At 62.5% G+C, this 16056-nt stretch carries 12 protein-coding genes; 7 read left to right on the forward strand and 5 right to left on the reverse strand.

Going from position 1 to position 16056, the window contains the following annotated elements; all coding sequences use genetic code 11:
- Positions 1 to 93: 93 nt before the first annotated feature.
- The 4 genes from KEM63_RS06975 to KEM63_RS06990 form a co-directional block, all read right to left on the reverse strand.
- Positions 94 to 1662, reverse strand: coding sequence for a class I adenylate-forming enzyme family protein (locus KEM63_RS06975; RefSeq protein ID WP_223655466.1), 1569 nt, complete (start codon positions 1660 to 1662; stop codon positions 94 to 96).
- A 111-nt stretch (positions 1663 to 1773) separates the two neighbouring features.
- Complete coding sequence (locus KEM63_RS06980) at positions 1774 to 3699, reverse strand: ATP-binding protein (protein WP_223655467.1); 1926 nt, start codon at positions 3697 to 3699, stop codon at positions 1774 to 1776.
- Entirely contained in the window at positions 3696 to 4580 is an 885-nt protein-coding gene (locus KEM63_RS06985; RefSeq protein ID WP_223655468.1) for a hypothetical protein, read from the reverse strand. Before KEM63_RS06985 ends, KEM63_RS06980 begins: the two co-directional genes overlap by 4 nt.
- A gap of 63 nt (positions 4581 to 4643) precedes the next feature.
- Complete coding sequence (locus KEM63_RS06990) at positions 4644 to 6761, reverse strand: TonB-dependent receptor plug domain-containing protein (RefSeq protein WP_223655469.1); 2118 nt, start codon at positions 6759 to 6761, stop codon at positions 4644 to 4646.
- A 202-nt stretch (positions 6762 to 6963) separates the two neighbouring features.
- On the opposite strand from KEM63_RS06990, the gene KEM63_RS06995 reads away from it, so the two are divergent.
- From KEM63_RS06995 to KEM63_RS07020, 6 genes are all read left to right on the forward strand, one after another.
- Positions 6964 to 8010, forward strand: a complete 1047-nt coding sequence (locus KEM63_RS06995; RefSeq protein WP_223655470.1) for an NAD(P)H-dependent glycerol-3-phosphate dehydrogenase — start codon at positions 6964 to 6966, stop codon at positions 8008 to 8010.
- A complete protein-coding gene (locus KEM63_RS07000; RefSeq protein WP_223655471.1) occupies positions 8007 to 8354 on the forward strand; it encodes a DUF4389 domain-containing protein in 348 nt (115 codons plus the stop codon). Before KEM63_RS06995 ends, KEM63_RS07000 begins: the two co-directional genes overlap by 4 nt.
- The gene (gene sixA / locus KEM63_RS07005; protein ID WP_223655472.1) at positions 8351 to 8821 is read left to right on the forward strand and encodes a phosphohistidine phosphatase SixA; all 471 of its coding nucleotides are present in this window, start codon (positions 8351 to 8353) and stop codon (positions 8819 to 8821) included. Before KEM63_RS07000 ends, sixA begins: the two co-directional genes overlap by 4 nt.
- A 111-nt stretch (positions 8822 to 8932) precedes the next feature.
- A complete protein-coding gene (locus KEM63_RS07010; RefSeq protein WP_223655473.1) occupies positions 8933 to 10603 on the forward strand; it encodes an AMP-binding protein in 1671 nt (556 codons plus the stop codon).
- A 106-nt stretch (positions 10604 to 10709) separates the two neighbouring features.
- Positions 10710 to 11573: an alpha/beta hydrolase gene (locus KEM63_RS07015; protein ID WP_223655474.1), complete on the forward strand. Its 864-nt coding sequence runs from the start codon at positions 10710 to 10712 to the stop codon at positions 11571 to 11573.
- A 76-nt stretch (positions 11574 to 11649) separates the two neighbouring features.
- A complete protein-coding gene (locus KEM63_RS07020; RefSeq protein WP_223655475.1) occupies positions 11650 to 12480 on the forward strand; it encodes a DUF4892 domain-containing protein in 831 nt (276 codons plus the stop codon).
- Between the two features lie 4 nt (positions 12481 to 12484).
- Here KEM63_RS07020 and KEM63_RS07025 read toward each other — a convergent pair whose 3' ends face one another.
- Positions 12485 to 14917 carry a penicillin acylase family protein gene (locus KEM63_RS07025; protein ID WP_223655476.1) on the reverse strand — a complete coding sequence of 811 codons (2433 nt, stop codon included), beginning with the start codon at positions 14915 to 14917 and terminating at the stop codon, positions 12485 to 12487.
- Positions 14918 to 15005: 88 nt separating this feature from the next.
- Between KEM63_RS07025 and KEM63_RS07030 the strand changes: the two genes are divergently transcribed.
- Positions 15006 to 16007, forward strand: coding sequence for a patatin-like phospholipase family protein (locus KEM63_RS07030; RefSeq protein ID WP_223655477.1), 1002 nt, complete (start codon positions 15006 to 15008; stop codon positions 16005 to 16007).
- The last annotated feature ends 49 nt before the right edge of the window (positions 16008 to 16056 follow it).

Here is a 16056-nt window from a genome sequence, read left to right on the forward strand (position 1 = left end):
AGTCACACCCGGTCAAACCAGGCGAAGAGGATACCCGCAAGCCAGCCCAGAACAAAGTGTCTTCGAACCAGGCCGGCGGGGCGCTGATGCAGGTCAATCCAGCTCGCCGAACTCCGCCTGGAACTGGTCGCGCAGCTCGCGCTTGAGCACCTTGCCGATGGCACTGCGCGGAAGCTCATCGGCAATGATCAGTCTGTTCAGCCTCTGCGTCTTGCCAACGCGCTGGTTGAACCAGTCGAGTATGTCCCCGGCAGCGATGGTGACGCCCGGTTTCAATACAGCATAGCCCACTGGCGTTTCGCCCCAACTGCGCGACTGAACGCCGATCACGGTTACTTCCAGAAGATCCGGGTGCTTGCGTAACTCGGCCTCCAGGTCACTGGGGTAAATATTGAAGCCGCCGCTGATGATCATGTCCTTGCGACGGTCCATCAGCGTGAGAAAGCCGTCCTCGTCGAATCGGCCAACATCGCCCGTGCGGATGAAGCGCTTGCCTTCGCTGTCGTACCACTCCGCTTCGCGGGTCTTCTCGGGCTTGTTCAGGTAGCCGGTCATCATCGCCGGGGAATGGCCGACGACTTCGCCGATTTCGCCATGCGCCAGTTCGTTGCCGTCTTCGTCGATTACCCGCATATCATGATTTTCCAGCGGTTTGCCGACGGTGCCCAGCTTGTCCGGAAACTGATGCGCCGCGAGCATGCAGGAACCGCCGCCCTCGGTCATGCCGTAGAATTCGATCAGCCCGCCCGGCCAGCGGGCCAGAATGTCCGCCTTGAGCTCGGCATGGAAGGGCGCACTGGTGCTGAACTTCATCACGAAACTGGACAGGTCGTAGTTTCCGAAGTCCTCCCGGGACATGATGCGCTGGTACTGCACCGGCACCAGCATGGTATGCGTGACGCGGTGCTCGGCGGCCAGCTTCAGATACTTCGCTGCATCGAACTTGGCCATCAGCACTACTGTTCCGCCGAGGCCCAGCGTGGGCAGGAAGGACACCAGCGTCGTGTTGGAATACAGGGGCGTGGAAATAAGCGTGACGCAGTCCGGACCGTAGCCGAACACGATGCCGCGCTGAATGTGCGACCAGCGCATGCCATGCGATTGAACGATACCCTTCGGTTCGCCGGTGGTGCCCGAGGAGTAGATCACGTTGAAGGACTGCTCAGGCTGAATATCCACTGGCGTCGGCGATCCTTCGCCCAGCCATTGGTTGAATCCGCGCTCGGCGTTGCTCTCATCCAGCGAATACAGCTCAATGGCGATGCGCTCCTTGACACCCTCCAGAGCCTGATCGCTCGCCTGGTCGACGAAGAACAGCTTCGCCGCCGAATCCTTGAGCATGGTGAGCAGGCTTTCCGGGGTCGAGGAGGGGGCCAGTGGCGCGACGATTACCCCTGCGCGCAGTGCGCCCAGGAACAGCACCGCATAGGGAATGGAGTTGGCCGAGCAGATGGCCACCGACTCGCCGGGCTGCACACCGTCACGCTGAAGCGCTGCGGCGACCTGATCGACCAGCCTGTCGAGCTCGCGGTAGTTGATGACGCGTCCGTCCTGGACGAGAGCAGGGTGATCAGCACGCTCTCGGGCGTGCAGACCGATCAGTGACGGCAAGGTGGTAAACGGTGTGTCGAGGGTGATCGCGGGGGTGACGCTGGCGTTCATTGTTGTTGGCCCTGTACGGATGGGAATGGCCGCTAGTGTCGCCATTTGCTGCGGCGGAATCCATGCCGGACTGCCGCCGACGAGGCGCAGAATAGTGCCTGATCAGTCTGGTCAATGATCGACCGCTGCGTCACCTACCCACCTGTTCAGCGTCTGTTGCAATGACTGGCGCGCCAACGGCTTGCCCAGAAACGCCTGCATTCCGGCATCCAGGCAGCGACTGCGATCGCCCTCGGTGGCGCTCGCGCTCAGTGCGATGCATGGAATCAGCGGCTGGTTGTGTTCCTGAGCGAATCGGCGATAGGTGGTGTACACGCTCAAGCCGTCGCAATCCGGCAACTGCAGGTCCATGAGGATGGCGGCAAAGGGCTGCGAAGACGCCAGATGCTCCAGAGCTTCATCGCCTGTCTCGGCGACGATGACTTCGTGTGACAGGCTCCGCAGCATGCCTTCGATGACCATGCGGTTGACCGGGTTGTCCTCTACCAGCAGCACCGGGTCACGGGACCCAGTCGGTGCTTTCTGTACCGGGATCGGCGGTTCCTCCACCTGCTCGGAGATCTGCAGCGGAATACTCAGCGTGAAGCAGGAGCCTTTGCCTTCCAGACTGGTTGCGTGCAGGTCACCGCCCATTCTCCGGGCAAAGGTTCGTGCGATGGACAGCCCCAGTCCGGTCCCGCCGAATCGGCGAGACGTGCTGCTGTCGCCCTGGCGGAACGCCTCGAACATGGTTTCCAGGTGATCGCTGGCTATGCCGATCCCGGTGTCGTACACCTGGCAATGCAGCCATACGCGGCCGGGGCCGTCCTCATCCCAGTTCGCCCGCACGCCGATCTCCCCGGTCTCGGTGAATTTCAGCGCGTTGCCAAGCAGGTTGACCAGTATCTGACGGATGCGTGTCGGGTCTCCGACCACGCGGCTCAGCTCGGTCGGCCCGTGAAGGTCGGTATGCAGTTTCAGCTGCTTTTGCGTGGCCGGGTGCTCGAATGCAGCGACAGTCTGGCGGATGAGATCCGGCAGGTCGAATGTCAGCTCTTCGAGTTCGACAGCGCCGTTTTCAATCCGCGAGAAATCGAGGATGTCGTTGATGACCTTGAGCAGATGGTGCGTCGAGTCACCGGCGATCTGCACGTATTCTGTCTGCTCGCCGTTGAGCTCGGTGGTCTCCAGCAGCTGCAACATGCCCATGACCCCGTTCATCGGCGTACGCAGCTCATGGCTCATCATGGCGAGAAACTCGGACTTCGCCCGGTTGGCCTGCTCGGCGTCTTCGCGCGCCGAGACCAGTTGCGCGATGCTGCGCTGCTGGTTGGTCCGGGCCTGTTCGAGGTTTTGCGCCAGAGCGTTGATGTTGCCCATTAGCTGGCCGATCTCGTAACGGTCCTGAACAGGGAGCCGTGTATCCAGTTGTCCGCCCTGCAGCGCCTTTACGGCCTTGCTCATCTGCTCCATCGGCCGGGCCAGCGCCCGTGCAAGGCGTATTGCCAGGGCCAGAGAGGCTAGTAAAACGATGAGAGCCAGCAGCAGGGTATCCACCAGGATGTCCGCCTGGCGGGCCAGGAACGCGCGCTTGCTGAGGTGTACCTGAACCTGACCGAGGTAGCGCGGCTGCAGCGCGGGCAAGTCACTGTCAGGCATGTCGAGCAGGTACAGCTCGTTATCCAGCGCGACCCGCTGACGGTTGATATCGGCGGTGAACACGTGCAGTTCCTGCGCCTTGATCGGTTCCGGTCGGCTGAGGCTGGCCAGCCGCGTGCCACGTGCGTCGTATACTTCCGCCCGTTGCACATGGGGCAGCTCCAGAGCCGCCTGCAGCAGCGCGCCAAGATTCGCCGTATTGCCGCTGATCACACTGTATTCGGCAGCGGGCGCAAGCTGGCTGGCAATCAGTTCGCCGGTGTCGCGTAGCTCACGGTCGACATCTTCCATCCGCGTGACCGTGAACCAGACCACCGCGAGCAGTGCGAACAGAAGCGCCGGCACCACGGCAATGACAATCAACCGCCCCTTGATCGTGCCCCGTTGCAGAAGGTTCATGGCTGGGTCTCCTGCGCTCTGATCTGCTCCGCCAATTGCTCGTCCTCGGCTATCGGCAGACCCAGCGACCTGGCCACCTGCTGATTGCTCAACACTGAGAAGTCCCGCGGGTAGCTAACGGCTGCGGGCTGCCATTGCTGATCGATCAAGCGATCCACCGCATCGGCCATCTGCGCAGGGCTGCTGAACGTGGTGCTCAGGCTGCCTGCGGCAATGAACGGGGCCGAAGGCCCTATCAGTACCTTGTTGCGCGCGTAGCTGGTCAGCAGGATGGTCTTGAGGTTGTCGGCGTTGTAGATCGCCGGATCGTCGGGCGCAACCAGTACGTCACTGGCGTCGAGGACATACGCAACGCGTTTGGCCAGATCCCCCGCGTCAGCTACCTCGCCGGAGACCACCTCGAGGTTCTGCGCGTCGGCCGCCTTGCTCCAGCCGTCCATCCTCGGCGCAGCTTGCGGGCTGTACAGCAGCCCGACCTTACCCAGCCGCGGCAGCAGCAGACGCGCCAGGGCGAGCTGTCGCTCGGGTTTGGGGGAGGCGAGCAGTGCCTGAACGCTATCCGGAAGCGGTTGCTCGATCGCCGAGAGGGAGCTGGGCGTGACGTAAGTGGCGACCGTTGGGGCACCCGCTGGAAGAGCCACACGCCAGGCCAGGCTGCGCTGGCCCATGGTCACGAGGAAATCCGCCGAAGGGGCCGTGACCTGGTCCGGCTGCAGCAGCGACACCACAACGCGATCGTCAGGACGGCGCTGCCGCAAGGCCTCTACAAACTCTCGAGTTAGCGCCGTTTCGCCGGGCAGCACCACAGCGATGTCCGCAGCCAGGCCGCTGCTGCTCGCCAGGCACAGCAGGGCCGCCGCGATCAGACGAAGGGCGGGCACGGCCACTGACCTGATCCAAACCGATAATGCATGTGACATCCTTGTCCTTGCGGCCGGGTTACGTTAGAAGCTCAGCTCCGCGCTGAGGTAGTACTGGTCACGGCTTTCGTAGAGATTTTCCGGCCAGGTCAATCCTTCGTCGTCGAGGCGATACTGCATCGTCGCAGCCAGCTCCAGGCTGCTGGAGGTTCCGATGGCGAAACGCTTGGCCAGTCGCCCGTCGAGCCGCTCGAAGCGGCGCTCGTTGAGCCGGTCAGCTCCATAATAGATGAGGCTGCTGTTGATTGCCGCCGGCCACTGACGCAGCCAGGCAACCGAGCCGCTGTTCCTCGCCGTGAGCCGCTGGTCGAGTCGGTTGCTGGCGGTGAAGTCGACATAGGCGTACGTCAGGCGCAGGCGGTCCTGCCGGGTCGCGCTCCAGTCGATCTGCGTCTCCGCGCCCGAGAAGCGCGCCGAAGACTCGTTGGTCGGCTGGAAGTTGACGATCTGCAGCGGCTCGCTGATCAGGTTGTCGATGTCTTCGTAGAATCCGCGGACATCGATCGACAGCCCGAGTCTGTGAAAGTGACCGTTATAGCCCACTTCGCTGGAGCGGATGCGTTCCTGATCAAGCCCGCCCGGTGCTTCGGCGATGGCGTAGTACTCGGTATCCGTGACGGCGGGACCACTCAGGTTGTTCGGCGTGTACGTCCAGCGGGCATTGTTCTCGTACATGTCCGGCGAGCGCACCGCTTCGGAGTAGACCAGGCGCAAAGCGTGGGTCGGGCGGATGAAGTACTGCGCAGCCAGGCGCGGCGAGAATGACGAGCCGCTCAGCCGGTCCTGCTCGGCCATGGCGCCGAAATGCAGCATCCATCGCTCGAACGGGCGGTACTCCAGATGCCCGAACAGCTGGCCTATGTGATTTTCCACCTTGCCGCCGAACAACGTCTGGGATTTGGCCTGGTCGTACCGTAGATTGCCGCCGACGACGCCGCGCAGGTTGTCGGCCATCTGCCAGGTGTTCTGCAGTTCTGCCTCGTAGCGGGTTTCACGCAGGTTTTCGTTTATATCCCAGCACGATGGCGGGCCACTGCGCGCCGCGGCGTGCTGGGCGACGACGCTTTCAACCAGTGGCAGCAGCTCTGGCGGCAGTCCGTCTTCGTTTACCAGATAAGCGCGGTAGAACTCGGGGTCGCCCCACAGGCCCCGGTCGCGCAGGATGTAGTTGATCCGCCGGGGGTACACGTTGCCCGCTTCGTACAGGGCTCGCAGCTCCGGCGAGAACACCACCGGCGAATCGCAGGCGCGCCATTCGCTGAGCCGCTCGACGTGTTGCGCGTAGGTCTTCAGCTCGATGCTGTGTGTAGGGGAGAGCTCGTTCTTCCAGCGCAGCTGGGCGAAGTAGTCGCGCGCGGTGACATCGGAGACGTCATCGTGAGCGTCCACCAATCGATCATAAAGAAAGTCGTCGTCGGTCGGGCGGGCCAGAACGGTGTAGTCGTTGTCGACCTGATTGCTGCCCTCCTTGGCGCCCACCTGCCAGTGCAGGCTTTGTGTGGCGTCGAGCTGGGTAGTCCCGAACAGATTGACCGCGTTGAGCCGCCGGCTGTCACGGAAGTCTTCACCGTCATCGTCGAAGTCGAACCCGGTGTCTTCCTTGGCGAACAGGCTCAGGCGGGCATGGGTGTTGCCCACTGCGCCGCCATGGCTTGCGTACAGATCGCGTACGCCGCGATTCCCGTCGGTGATCTTGAGTCGGGTTCCCTGACGCAATTCCGGGCGCGTCGAAATGATGTTGATCACCCCCATCAGGGCATTGGCGCCGTAAGCGGCAGTGTTTGGCCCACGAAACACTTCTATGCGCTCGATGTCTTCGATCGCCAGGGGGATATCGGTCCAGTCGACCGTGGCGAGTCCGGGCCGGTACACCGATCTGCCGTCGACCAGCACCTGCAGGCGGCGGGCTTCAGTGGTATTGAGACCGTGGTAGTTGACGTTGCTGCGGTGCCCGGAATTGTAGCCAATCATCATGCCGGGCACGAGGCGCATGAGCTCTGGCACATCCCGCGCGCCGCTGGCACGAATGAGATCGCGATCGAGCACGGTCATGCTCCCCGGTACCTCGGCCGGAGCCTGTTTGAGGCGCGTCGCGCTGAGAACGGTCGGCAGCTCCATGCCTGTCAGTTCCGGCTCGTCCATGGCTGCCGCCGGTACACCTATCCCCATGAAAACAAAAGAAATAACAAAACCGCGTTGAAGCTTGTACATTTTTAGTTTGCAACCTAGCACTGGCATTATGCGGCCATATTACCCAGCGCTATCCGTTTTGCCAGTGCTTGTGTCGCAGCGAAGCTGAGGGATGCTTATACTGGCCGCATCTGGAACGACCAAGGAACTGTGCATGAGCGAGCAAAAGCAAGCTGTCTGCGTGTTGGGAGGCGGCAGCTTCGGCACGACACTGGCGCATTTGATGGCGACGAACGGTATCCCGGTGACGCTGTGGTTGCGGGACGAAACGGTCGCCAGGCAGATGGATGAGGAGCGGGAGAATCGTCGTTATCTGCCCGGTTTCAAGCTCGACCCACGCCTGCAGATCACCACGGACATGCAGGCTGCGCTGGGCTCGGCGGAGATCATCTTTCTGGCAATACCCAGCGGAGCGTTTCGCACCGTGTTGCAGCAGATCGGTTCCTCTTTATCCGGCAAGGCAGTAGTCAGCACCACAAAGGGTATCGAGCAGCCTGCCTTCCTGATGATGAGCGAGATTGTCGAGCAGGAGGCGCCCCAGGCTCGGGTAGCCGTTCTGTCGGGTCCGAATCTGGCGAAGGAAATGGCGGCGGGCGCGCTGACGGCTACCGTAGTGGCCAGTGCCGACGAACCGCTCTGTCGCGAAGTGCAGGCGGTACTGGGCAGCAGGACACTGCGGGTGTATGCCAGCCAGGATCGATACGGTGTGGAACTGGGGGGCGCTCTGAAGAACGTCTACGCGATCATTTCCGGTATGGCTGCTGCCATGGGGGTCGGCGAGAACACGAAAAGCATGCTGATCACCCGCGCCCTGGCGGAAATGACCCGCTTTGCGGTGCACATGGGCGCCAACCCGATGACTTTCCTGGGGCTGGCCGGCGTCGGTGATCTGATCGTGACCTGCATGTCGCCGATGTCACGCAACTATCAGGTCGGCCATGCGCTGGGTAAAGGGCAGACGCTCGAGGAAAGCGTGGCTCAGCTGGGGCAGGTCGCCGAGGGCGTCAACACGCTGCGGGTCCTCAAGCAGAAATCAGAGGAAGAGGGCGTATACATGCCGCTGGTCACGGGTCTGCACGCGATCATTTTCGAGCAGCGCACGCTGGAGGAGGTCATCGGCCGGCTGATGTCGGGTGAGCAGAGAGATGACGTCGAGTTCGCCGCCTTCTCGCAGCTCGGCCGCCGGGAGGTGAGCCAGTGAGCGCGTTCGCGAGGAACGTGACATCTCCGGACTTCTGGCTGCGGCTGGTGTACACCGCGCTGTTCGGTCTCGCCTGGCAGGTCACCGAGCTGCTGCTTCTGGCAATCGCCCTGCTACAGCTCGGATTTCTTCTGTTTACTGGAGCGGCGCACCCGCGGCTGTGCGGATTCGGCAGCAGCCTGTCGCAGTACGCCCGGCAGATCGGTCGCTACGTCAGCCAGATTACCGACCAGAAGCCGTGGCCGTTTATTGAATGGCCGGCAGCTGAAGCAACCTCAGTCGCGGCTCAGGCCGATAAGCCCGCAGCCGAGCCCGGCCGTGCCGACGGACCGCCTCAGCCATGAGAATCTGGATATTGCGCCACGGGCAGGCGGAGCCTAGCGCGACCACCGATGCCGAGCGTTCCCTCACCGACACTGGCCGGGACGAAGTGGCGCGCATGGCCAGCCTGTTGCGCGAGCAGCCTCTCGACGCCGTGCTCGCCAGTCCCTACCGCCGTGCGCAGCAGACCGCTGAAATCGTCTGCGCGCATATCGGCTTCGCCCGAGGAATCGCCACGGTGCCCTGGCTGACGCCCGACGACGAGCCATCGCAGTGTCTTGGATTTCTTGCCGAGCGGACCGAGGGCAACCTTTTGCTGGTAAGTCATCAACCGCTCGTCAGCCAGCTGGTAAGCCTACTGGTCGAGGGGCATCGACGGGGTCACTATCCAATGCCTACGGCTGGCCTTGTTTGTCTGGACACGGATTTCATCGCGGCGGGTCTGAGTCACCTGCGGTGTATGAGCAATCCGGCCGAGGTCGGCCGCTGAGCGCCTTCGCCTGTGGCTGGACGCGCGGACTGCAGGTACGATAGCGCATCACCCAAACAGGTGAGCTTTCGCTCGGCCTGACTAACAACAATAAGATCAAAGAGGTTATGCATGGCAGAGAAGGCCAGGCCGACGGTGTCGTCGGCGCTCGAGGCGTTTTATCAGCGCGAACGTGCGCACCCCGAGAAAGTCTATCTGGTCCAACCGCTTGCTGATGGGTCTGCGGTGTCGTACACCTGGGCCGCCGTCGGCGATCAGGCGCGACGGATGTCCGCCTACCTGCGCAGTCTCGATCTTCCTGTCGGAAGCCACATCGGTCTGTTGTCGCGCAACTGCGCGCACTGGATCATCGCAGATCTGGCAATCTGGATGGCCGGGCATGTTTCGGTACCGGTCGATCCGACGCTGACTGCCGATTCAGTGCGTCAGGTTCTGGAGCACGCAGATTGCCGTGTCATATTCGTGGGCAAGCTGGATAACTGGCAGACGCTGCGAGCGGGATTGCCCGAAGCGCTGCCATGGGTCGCCCTGCCACTGGCCCCGGAGGACCCGCACCTGCTGCCCTGGCAGAGTCTGGTCGATGCCAGCGAGCCGTCGGCCGACGACCATGCGGTGGACCCGCAGAGTGTGGCAACGATCATCTACACCTCCGGTACGTCGGGGGTCCCGAAGGGTGTCATGCTCAGCTTCGCCAGCATGTACTACGCCGCCAACAATGGACTGCGACTGTTTACCATCACCGAAGACGACCGACTGCTGTCCTACCTGCCGCTGAGCAATGTTGCTGAACGCCAGTTTGTCGAAATTGCTTCGCTGCTGTCCGGTCAGACCATCTATTTCGTCCATAGCGCGCAGACGTTCGTCGAGGACAATCGGCGCGCTCGACCTACGGTATTTTTTGGCGTACCGAGGATCTGGCTGAAACTGCAGCAGAGTGTCTTGCAGCGGGTCCCGGGCGCGCTGCTCAAGGCGGCGGTCGGCATCCCTCTGGTCGGCACCGCACTGGCCCGGCAGGTGCTGGAGAGGCTCGGCTTCGACCAGATCCGCTATGCGGTGAGCGGTGCCGCACCGATCGATGATCAGCTGCTGCTCTGGTATCACAGCCTCGGTCTGAGCCTGGTGGAAATCTACGGCATGACGGAAAACGCCGGCTATTCCCATCTTGGCCGACCCAAACGCTTCAAGAGTGGCTGGATCGGGCTGCCCAATCCGGGCGTGGAGTGTCGCCTGTCAGCAGACGGCGAGTTGCTGGTACGCAGTCCGGCGAACATGCTCGGTTACTACAAGGACCCGGCGCGGACTGCCGAAGCGCTCGACGAGGACGGGTTTCTCCACACCGGTGACTGCGGTGAAATCGACAACGAAGGGTTTCTGCGTATCACCGGGCGCCGCAAGGACATTTTCAAGACCAGCAAGGGCCGTTATGTTGCCCCGGGTCCGATCGAAAAGCGTCTGCTCGCCCATCCGTATATCGAGCAGGCGTGTGTGGTGGGAACGCACCTGCCGCAACCCATCGCGCTTGTCAGACTGGAAGAGCAGACCACCGCCGGGATCAATCCCGTGCGGGTGGAGGAGACGTTGTCAGCAGCGCTCCTGAAGCTCAACGCCGAACTCAATCGGCAGGAGCAACTGGCCTGCCTTGTCGTCATTGCCGATGCGTGGACAGTCGAGGATGGATTCCTCACGCCCACCCTGAAACTGAAGCGGCACGTGGTCGAAGCGACTTATCAGGACCAGCTGGAGTTCTGGTCGGTCAGCGGCCGAACGATCGTGGTGCAATGATCGACGGCTGCTTATGCCTGTGCATTCACGCCGCGCTTCGTTGCTTGTCGGTTCCGCCGCCGGGCCTTAGATTCCCCGCAGACTAGCCCGATTCAGGTGGAGAACGATGGACTCTAACAGTCACGAAGTACGCTTTTCGCTACCTTCCATCGAGGTGGCGGCGAAGGTCTGGGGCGATCCCGATGGCCTGCCTGTCATTGGCCTGCACGGCTGGCTGGATAACGCCGCCACCTTTGATCTTGTCGCGCCGCATCTGCAGGGGGTGCACCTGGTCGCGCTGGATCTGGCCGGTCACGGGCTCTCGGGACATCTGCCCGCAGGCGGCTACAGTCTCTGGCAGCAGGCGGCAACCGTTCTGCAGGTTGCCGAAGATCTGGGCTGGAAAAGGTTTGCATTACTCGGCCACTCGATGGGCGCGATCATCAGCGGCATTCTGACCGGCAGCCTGCCGGACAGGATCATCGGCGCTGCGATGATCGATGGGCTGTTGCCGTTCACCTCCGAACCGGACGATGCGCCGCGGCAAATGGCACGCTTCTTCGAGGCCAGCCTCTCCGTCGGCAACAAGCGCAAGCCGGTCTACAGCAACGTGGAGAAAGCGATCCGGGCGCGCATGCTGGGCGGCAATACCTCGTTGTCTCACCAGGCAGCCAGTTGTCTGGTGGAACGTGGGCTGATGCCGCACGACGGTGGCTGGACCTGGCGCACGGACCCGCAGCTGATGCTTCCTTCACCGTTGCGTTTCACCAACCGTCATGCCGAAGCCTTCATCGAGGCTATCCGCAGCCCGGCGTGCGTGATCCTGGCCACTCAGGGTGTGATGCACAAGCACCCGCAGGTGCTCGACCGTATCGAGCGCTTCGAGCACATCCAGCGACATCACATCGAGGGTGGGCATCATCTTCATCTCGAGGAGCAGGCGGCGGACGTCGCAACCATTCTTGACAATTTTTACCGAAGCCTTGCTTGACCCGATGCGGTTGCTGGGCAAGGCTGTCGGATAAAGCGTAGGCGCCGCAAGCCGGCGTCCGCCCCAAGGAGAGTCAATGCCATCCCGAAGTCGAGTAGCCGGACTTGCCGCAGGTCTGAGCATACTGCTGACAAGCCTTGCCGCCGTGTCCGCCGAAGAGCGCAGCGACGCCGTGATCGAGCCATTCCCGCGGGCCGAGCTGGTTCAGGAACGCAAGCTCGATGATGCCGACCACGGCGTGGTTCTCGGCAACATCCGTCGCATCAACAACCAGCTGCGTGCTGAACGGGAAGTCCGTGCCGTGGGTGATCTGCTGCGCCTGACCTGGCGTATTCCCGACGGCCATAGTGCATCGGAAGCCTTCCTCCATGCCAAGCAGCAATTGCTTGATCAGCCGCATACCATGCTGTTTTTCTGTGAGGCGCGCGAATGTGGCAGTAGCAGCCTCTGGGCGAATCAGGTGTTCGGCTTCTCGCGGTTGTACGGCCCGGAAGACAATCAGGCCTATGTGGCCATCCGGCTTGATGGCGAGCCGCAGCGATTTGTCAGCCTCTATTCGATTACCCGGGGCAATCGCCACGTCTATCTGCATCTCGATCAGTTCACGCCGTCCGAGCCGGTTCTGACGCCGCTGTATCCAACGCCATCAACACTCATAAAGCTGTTACGTACTGACGGAGAGCTGCTACTTCCCGAACTGGACCTCAGCGACGCGGACAGCGCCCAGTCACGGACCTGGCTGGAGCTGCTCAATCGCACTCTACGGTCCGATACGCGGCTGCGGGTCGTGCTGCACGGGAAGGACGCCGGGGCCGTCGCACAGTCGCTGCGTGATCTGGGCCTGCGCGGACAACGCGTTGAAATCGGCGAAACCGGGGAGTCCGGTCTGCGCATCGAGCGGCTCTGACCGCTCAGCGCGGTCGCCGCCCGCTCGGCTTCAGCTCCAGGCGATCCGGTAACGCCTCGATCGCCTGCCAATCGAACAATTCAGCGCGATAACGTCCTTCGTTGAAGGCCTCGGCCTGATCGGCGTAATGTCTGTCCAGCGGGTTGCCCGACTGTCCGAGAGGGTTGATGCCCAGCCCGGCCTCGACGTCCGCCAGATCGATCAGGCGACGAGTCGACGGGCCGGTCTCTACCTGATAGGACCCTTCGCCCAGTGGGAAGCGCATGTTGTTGAGCGTCTCCCGACCACCATCTATCGCGACCGGTTCGGTGCTCAAGCGGCCGGCGAAGGGTAGCCTGCCGTCCAGCGGATGCGTGTGCTGCAGCGACGCGACCCGGGACCAGCGCCAGTCGTCGGGCTCGCTACCCAGCTCGCCGGCCAACGACTCGATGGTTTGAGCCCAGGCGTATTCCACGGTCGCCTGGCGTCCGTCGCGGGTAGGTTGCTCGCGGTTGTCCCACCAGGGCGAGGCCGGCGTCCAGAACAGCTGGGCCAGGCTCTTCTGCGCCATGTTGGTATTGCGGAAGAACTCGTACTGCGCTCCGAGTTCATCTGCGAACAGCGCCCGCATCAGATTTTCCTCCCAGCGCTGGAAGATCGTGGCGCCCACGCTGTTGCGGTCAAATGAGCCGTCCCACTGTGCCAGCAGCTCCGCAGCCCGTGCAGCCGGCTGGCGAAGCGCCCCATCTACCAGCTCCGGGCGCAGCAGCGGCAGGACATCGGCAACCATGGCCTGAGCCCTGGGCCGCCGGTTGTCCATTTGCATGGCCTTGAAATCCAGCAGATTCAAAGGCCGGTCTACATCCAGCAGCTCGGCAATGCGATCGGCGCGATCGGCAGGGGCGTAGTAGCCAGGCAACACCCTCCGCGGATTACTGGTGCCAGGAGGATTGTTCGCGCTCCAAATCTGCCCGCTGCGCGGATTGATCTCCTTCGGGTTGGCGCTGAATGGCTGATAACCCATGAACTCGTCACGTTCGGCAGCGCCGCTGAGCAGTGCGAAACCGTTGTTGCTGTCCGGCCAGCTCTTGATGCGGCCGATGGTCCATTTGGCGATGTTGTTCTCTACATCGGCATAAATGACGTTCAAACCGGGAGACCAGTGTTTTGCCGCCGCCTCCTCGAATTCGGCCATGCTCTCGGCCCGTGAGAAGCCATGGAAGGCTTCGGTGGAGTCACTCTGCGGGTCGAGGAACGTCCAGAACAGGCTGACCGGTCGGCGGTCGGCACCCTGCTGAGGTCCGCCGGGCTGATCGTTGATGATTGGTCCGCGGCGGGAGCTGTACATACGCACCAGCCGGTCTTCCTGACCGCGGATGCGGATCACTTCCTCATGCTGCTGCAGGGCCTTCCAGCGACCGCGATCCCAGATCTCCCGGGCATTGTCCGGATTGACCCGCTCGCGGTAGAAGTCCACCTCGTCATTCATCAGCATGGTCAGGCCCCAGCTGTGGTGGCGAGTGTGTCCCAATAGCGCGAAGGGCAGGCCGGCCAGAAAATGCCCGTACACCTCATGCTCCGGTGTACGGATATGGGCTTCGTACCACACCGCCGGTATTGCGAAGCCAATGTGTGGATCATTGGCCAGCATGGGCATGCCGCTTTGGCTGCGGCTGCCGTTGACCGCCCAGGCATTGCTGCCCATGAACTGGCCGGCCGGCAGGTACCGCTCTACCTGCGCCAACTGCTCCAAGACCGGGGTCAGCGCGGAAATCTGCCCTGACGGAGGCGATACGGGACTCCGTCGGTTGGTCGGCCAGCCTGGCACCAGATCACGCATGTGGCGTTCGCCGAGGGTGCCCCGGACGTGGTCAACCAGGGCGTCGGTCTTGAAAGCTTCAGCGAAGGAGTACGCCATGTAACCCATCACATGGGCGATATCCGGCAAGGTGAAGTAGTCAGGGCTGGTCAGCAGCAGCCGGTATTCCGGCGGCATCCTGCCGCTGTCGATGTACTGGTTGATGCCATCCTGATAGGCCTTGATGAGTTTTACGTGTGCAGCGTCCGGTTGGCTCTCCAGCCGCTCGGCATAGTCTCTGGCATAACGGCTGATACCCAGGGTGCGAAAGAACCGGTCGGTGGCGAAGGACTCGTGCCCGAAAAGTTCCGACAGCCGGCCGGCGCCGATCCGGCGTAGCAGATCCATCTGAAACAGACGGTCCTGCGCATGCAGGTAGCCCAGCGCGCGGTAGGCGTCAGCGTCATTGCCGGCATTGATGTGCGGCACGCCCCAGGCGTCGTAATACACGGTCACCGGCTGGGTGAGGCCGGATAGCGTCAGCTCCCCGGAGCGCTGCGCCTGGGTGTTGCGAAAAGCCCACAGACCCGCGGCAGCGATCAGTGCAGCGATGAGCAGAAGGAGGGCTACAAGCTTGAGCAGGAAACGGCGCTGTATCACAGGGTGCCTTGTATTGAAGCAGACGAAGCCGGCATCATGCTGAGAGAGCCATTCGGCGTCAATCGGGATTCGCAACAGGGAAAGGCTAATGGGAAAAAGCGTTGCGCTGGTGCTGGGCAGTGGCGGTGCCCGAGGGTATGCACATATCGGTGCGATCGCGGAGATCGAGCGGCGCGGCTATGAGATCAGCTGCATCGCGGGCTGCTCGATGGGCGCGGTGGTTGGCGGCATTTATGCCGCCGGCGGGCTGGAAGCGTATGAGGAATGGGTGTCGGGTCTCGATTATCTGGATGTGTTGCGCCTGGTGGATATCGGGTTCGGCAGTCTGGGAGCGATACGCGGAGAGAAGGTGTTCGGCCGCATTCGCGAGATCCTCGGCGATGTCAGGATCGAGGATCTGCCGATCTCCTTCACCGCGGTCGCGACGGATCTGACCAACCAGCAGGAAGTGTGGTTTCAGGAAGGGTGCCTGCACCAGGCAATGCGCGCCTCGGCCGCAATCCCCAGCCTGTTTTCCCCTGTGCGCCAGGGCACACGCGTGCTGGTCGATGGCGGGTTGCTCAATCCGCTGCCGATCGTCCCGGTCGTGTCCTCCCACTGCGACCTGATCATGGCGGTCAATCTGAACGCGATTCACAGCGGTGGCTATGTGCTGCCGTTGATCGAGCGCCCCGCACCCATTCGCCAGCAATGGGACCAGTTGCTGGAAAATCTAAGTCCGCGCAGCTGGATGGGCCGCCGTGAAGGGGAGGCGGTAGACGTGCTGGACGCTCTCGAGACAGCGGAGCTGGAGCCACCGGCTGAGGCAGCAGCCAAGCGCCGGCGTGACGAGCATGCGCCGGTCGAGGTCGAGGAGCACGTGGGGCCGGCGAGCATGCTCGATCTGGTCAACCTGTCCTTCGAAACCATGCAGGCTTCATTGACCCAATACAAGATTGCCGGTTACCCGCCGGACCTGGTGATCGATATTCCCAAGCGCCTCAGCCGCTTCTTCGACTTCCACAGGGCGCCCGAGCTGATCGAACTTGGTCGGCTCGTGACCAGCGACACGCTGGACCGTTTCGAAGGCCGGCAGTCGCCGCACGCGTAGGCCGCTACCGCTCAGCCTGCTAGAATGCGCGGCTGGTTTTCAGCGAGAG

It is taken from the genome of Halopseudomonas nanhaiensis, from assembly GCF_020025155.1.
Classification (GTDB): Bacteria; Pseudomonadota; Gammaproteobacteria; order Pseudomonadales; family Pseudomonadaceae; genus Halopseudomonas; species Halopseudomonas nanhaiensis.

Excerpts from the sequence above, each read along its gene's own strand:
- KEM63_RS06975 (WP_223655466.1), bottom strand. The coding sequence starts at position 1,662 with ATGAACGCCAGCGTCACCCCCGCGATCACCCTCGACACACCGTTTACC.
- KEM63_RS07020 (WP_223655475.1), top strand. The coding sequence starts at position 11,650 with ATGCCATCCCGAAGTCGAGTAGCCGGACTTGCCGCAGGTCTGAGCATA.
- KEM63_RS06990 (WP_223655469.1), bottom strand. The coding sequence starts at position 6,761 with ATGGACGAGCCGGAACTGACAGGCATGGAGCTGCCGACCGTTCTCAGC.
- KEM63_RS06995 (WP_223655470.1), top strand. The coding sequence starts at position 6,964 with ATGAGCGAGCAAAAGCAAGCTGTCTGCGTGTTGGGAGGCGGCAGCTTC.
- sixA (WP_223655472.1), top strand. The coding sequence starts at position 8,351 with ATGAGAATCTGGATATTGCGCCACGGGCAGGCGGAGCCTAGCGCGACC.
- KEM63_RS06980 (WP_223655467.1), bottom strand. The coding sequence starts at position 3,699 with ATGAACCTTCTGCAACGGGGCACGATCAAGGGGCGGTTGATTGTCATT.
- KEM63_RS07015 (WP_223655474.1), top strand. The coding sequence starts at position 10,710 with ATGGACTCTAACAGTCACGAAGTACGCTTTTCGCTACCTTCCATCGAG.
- KEM63_RS07030 (WP_223655477.1), top strand. The coding sequence starts at position 15,006 with ATGGGAAAAAGCGTTGCGCTGGTGCTGGGCAGTGGCGGTGCCCGAGGG.
- KEM63_RS07010 (WP_223655473.1), top strand. The coding sequence starts at position 8,933 with ATGGCAGAGAAGGCCAGGCCGACGGTGTCGTCGGCGCTCGAGGCGTTT.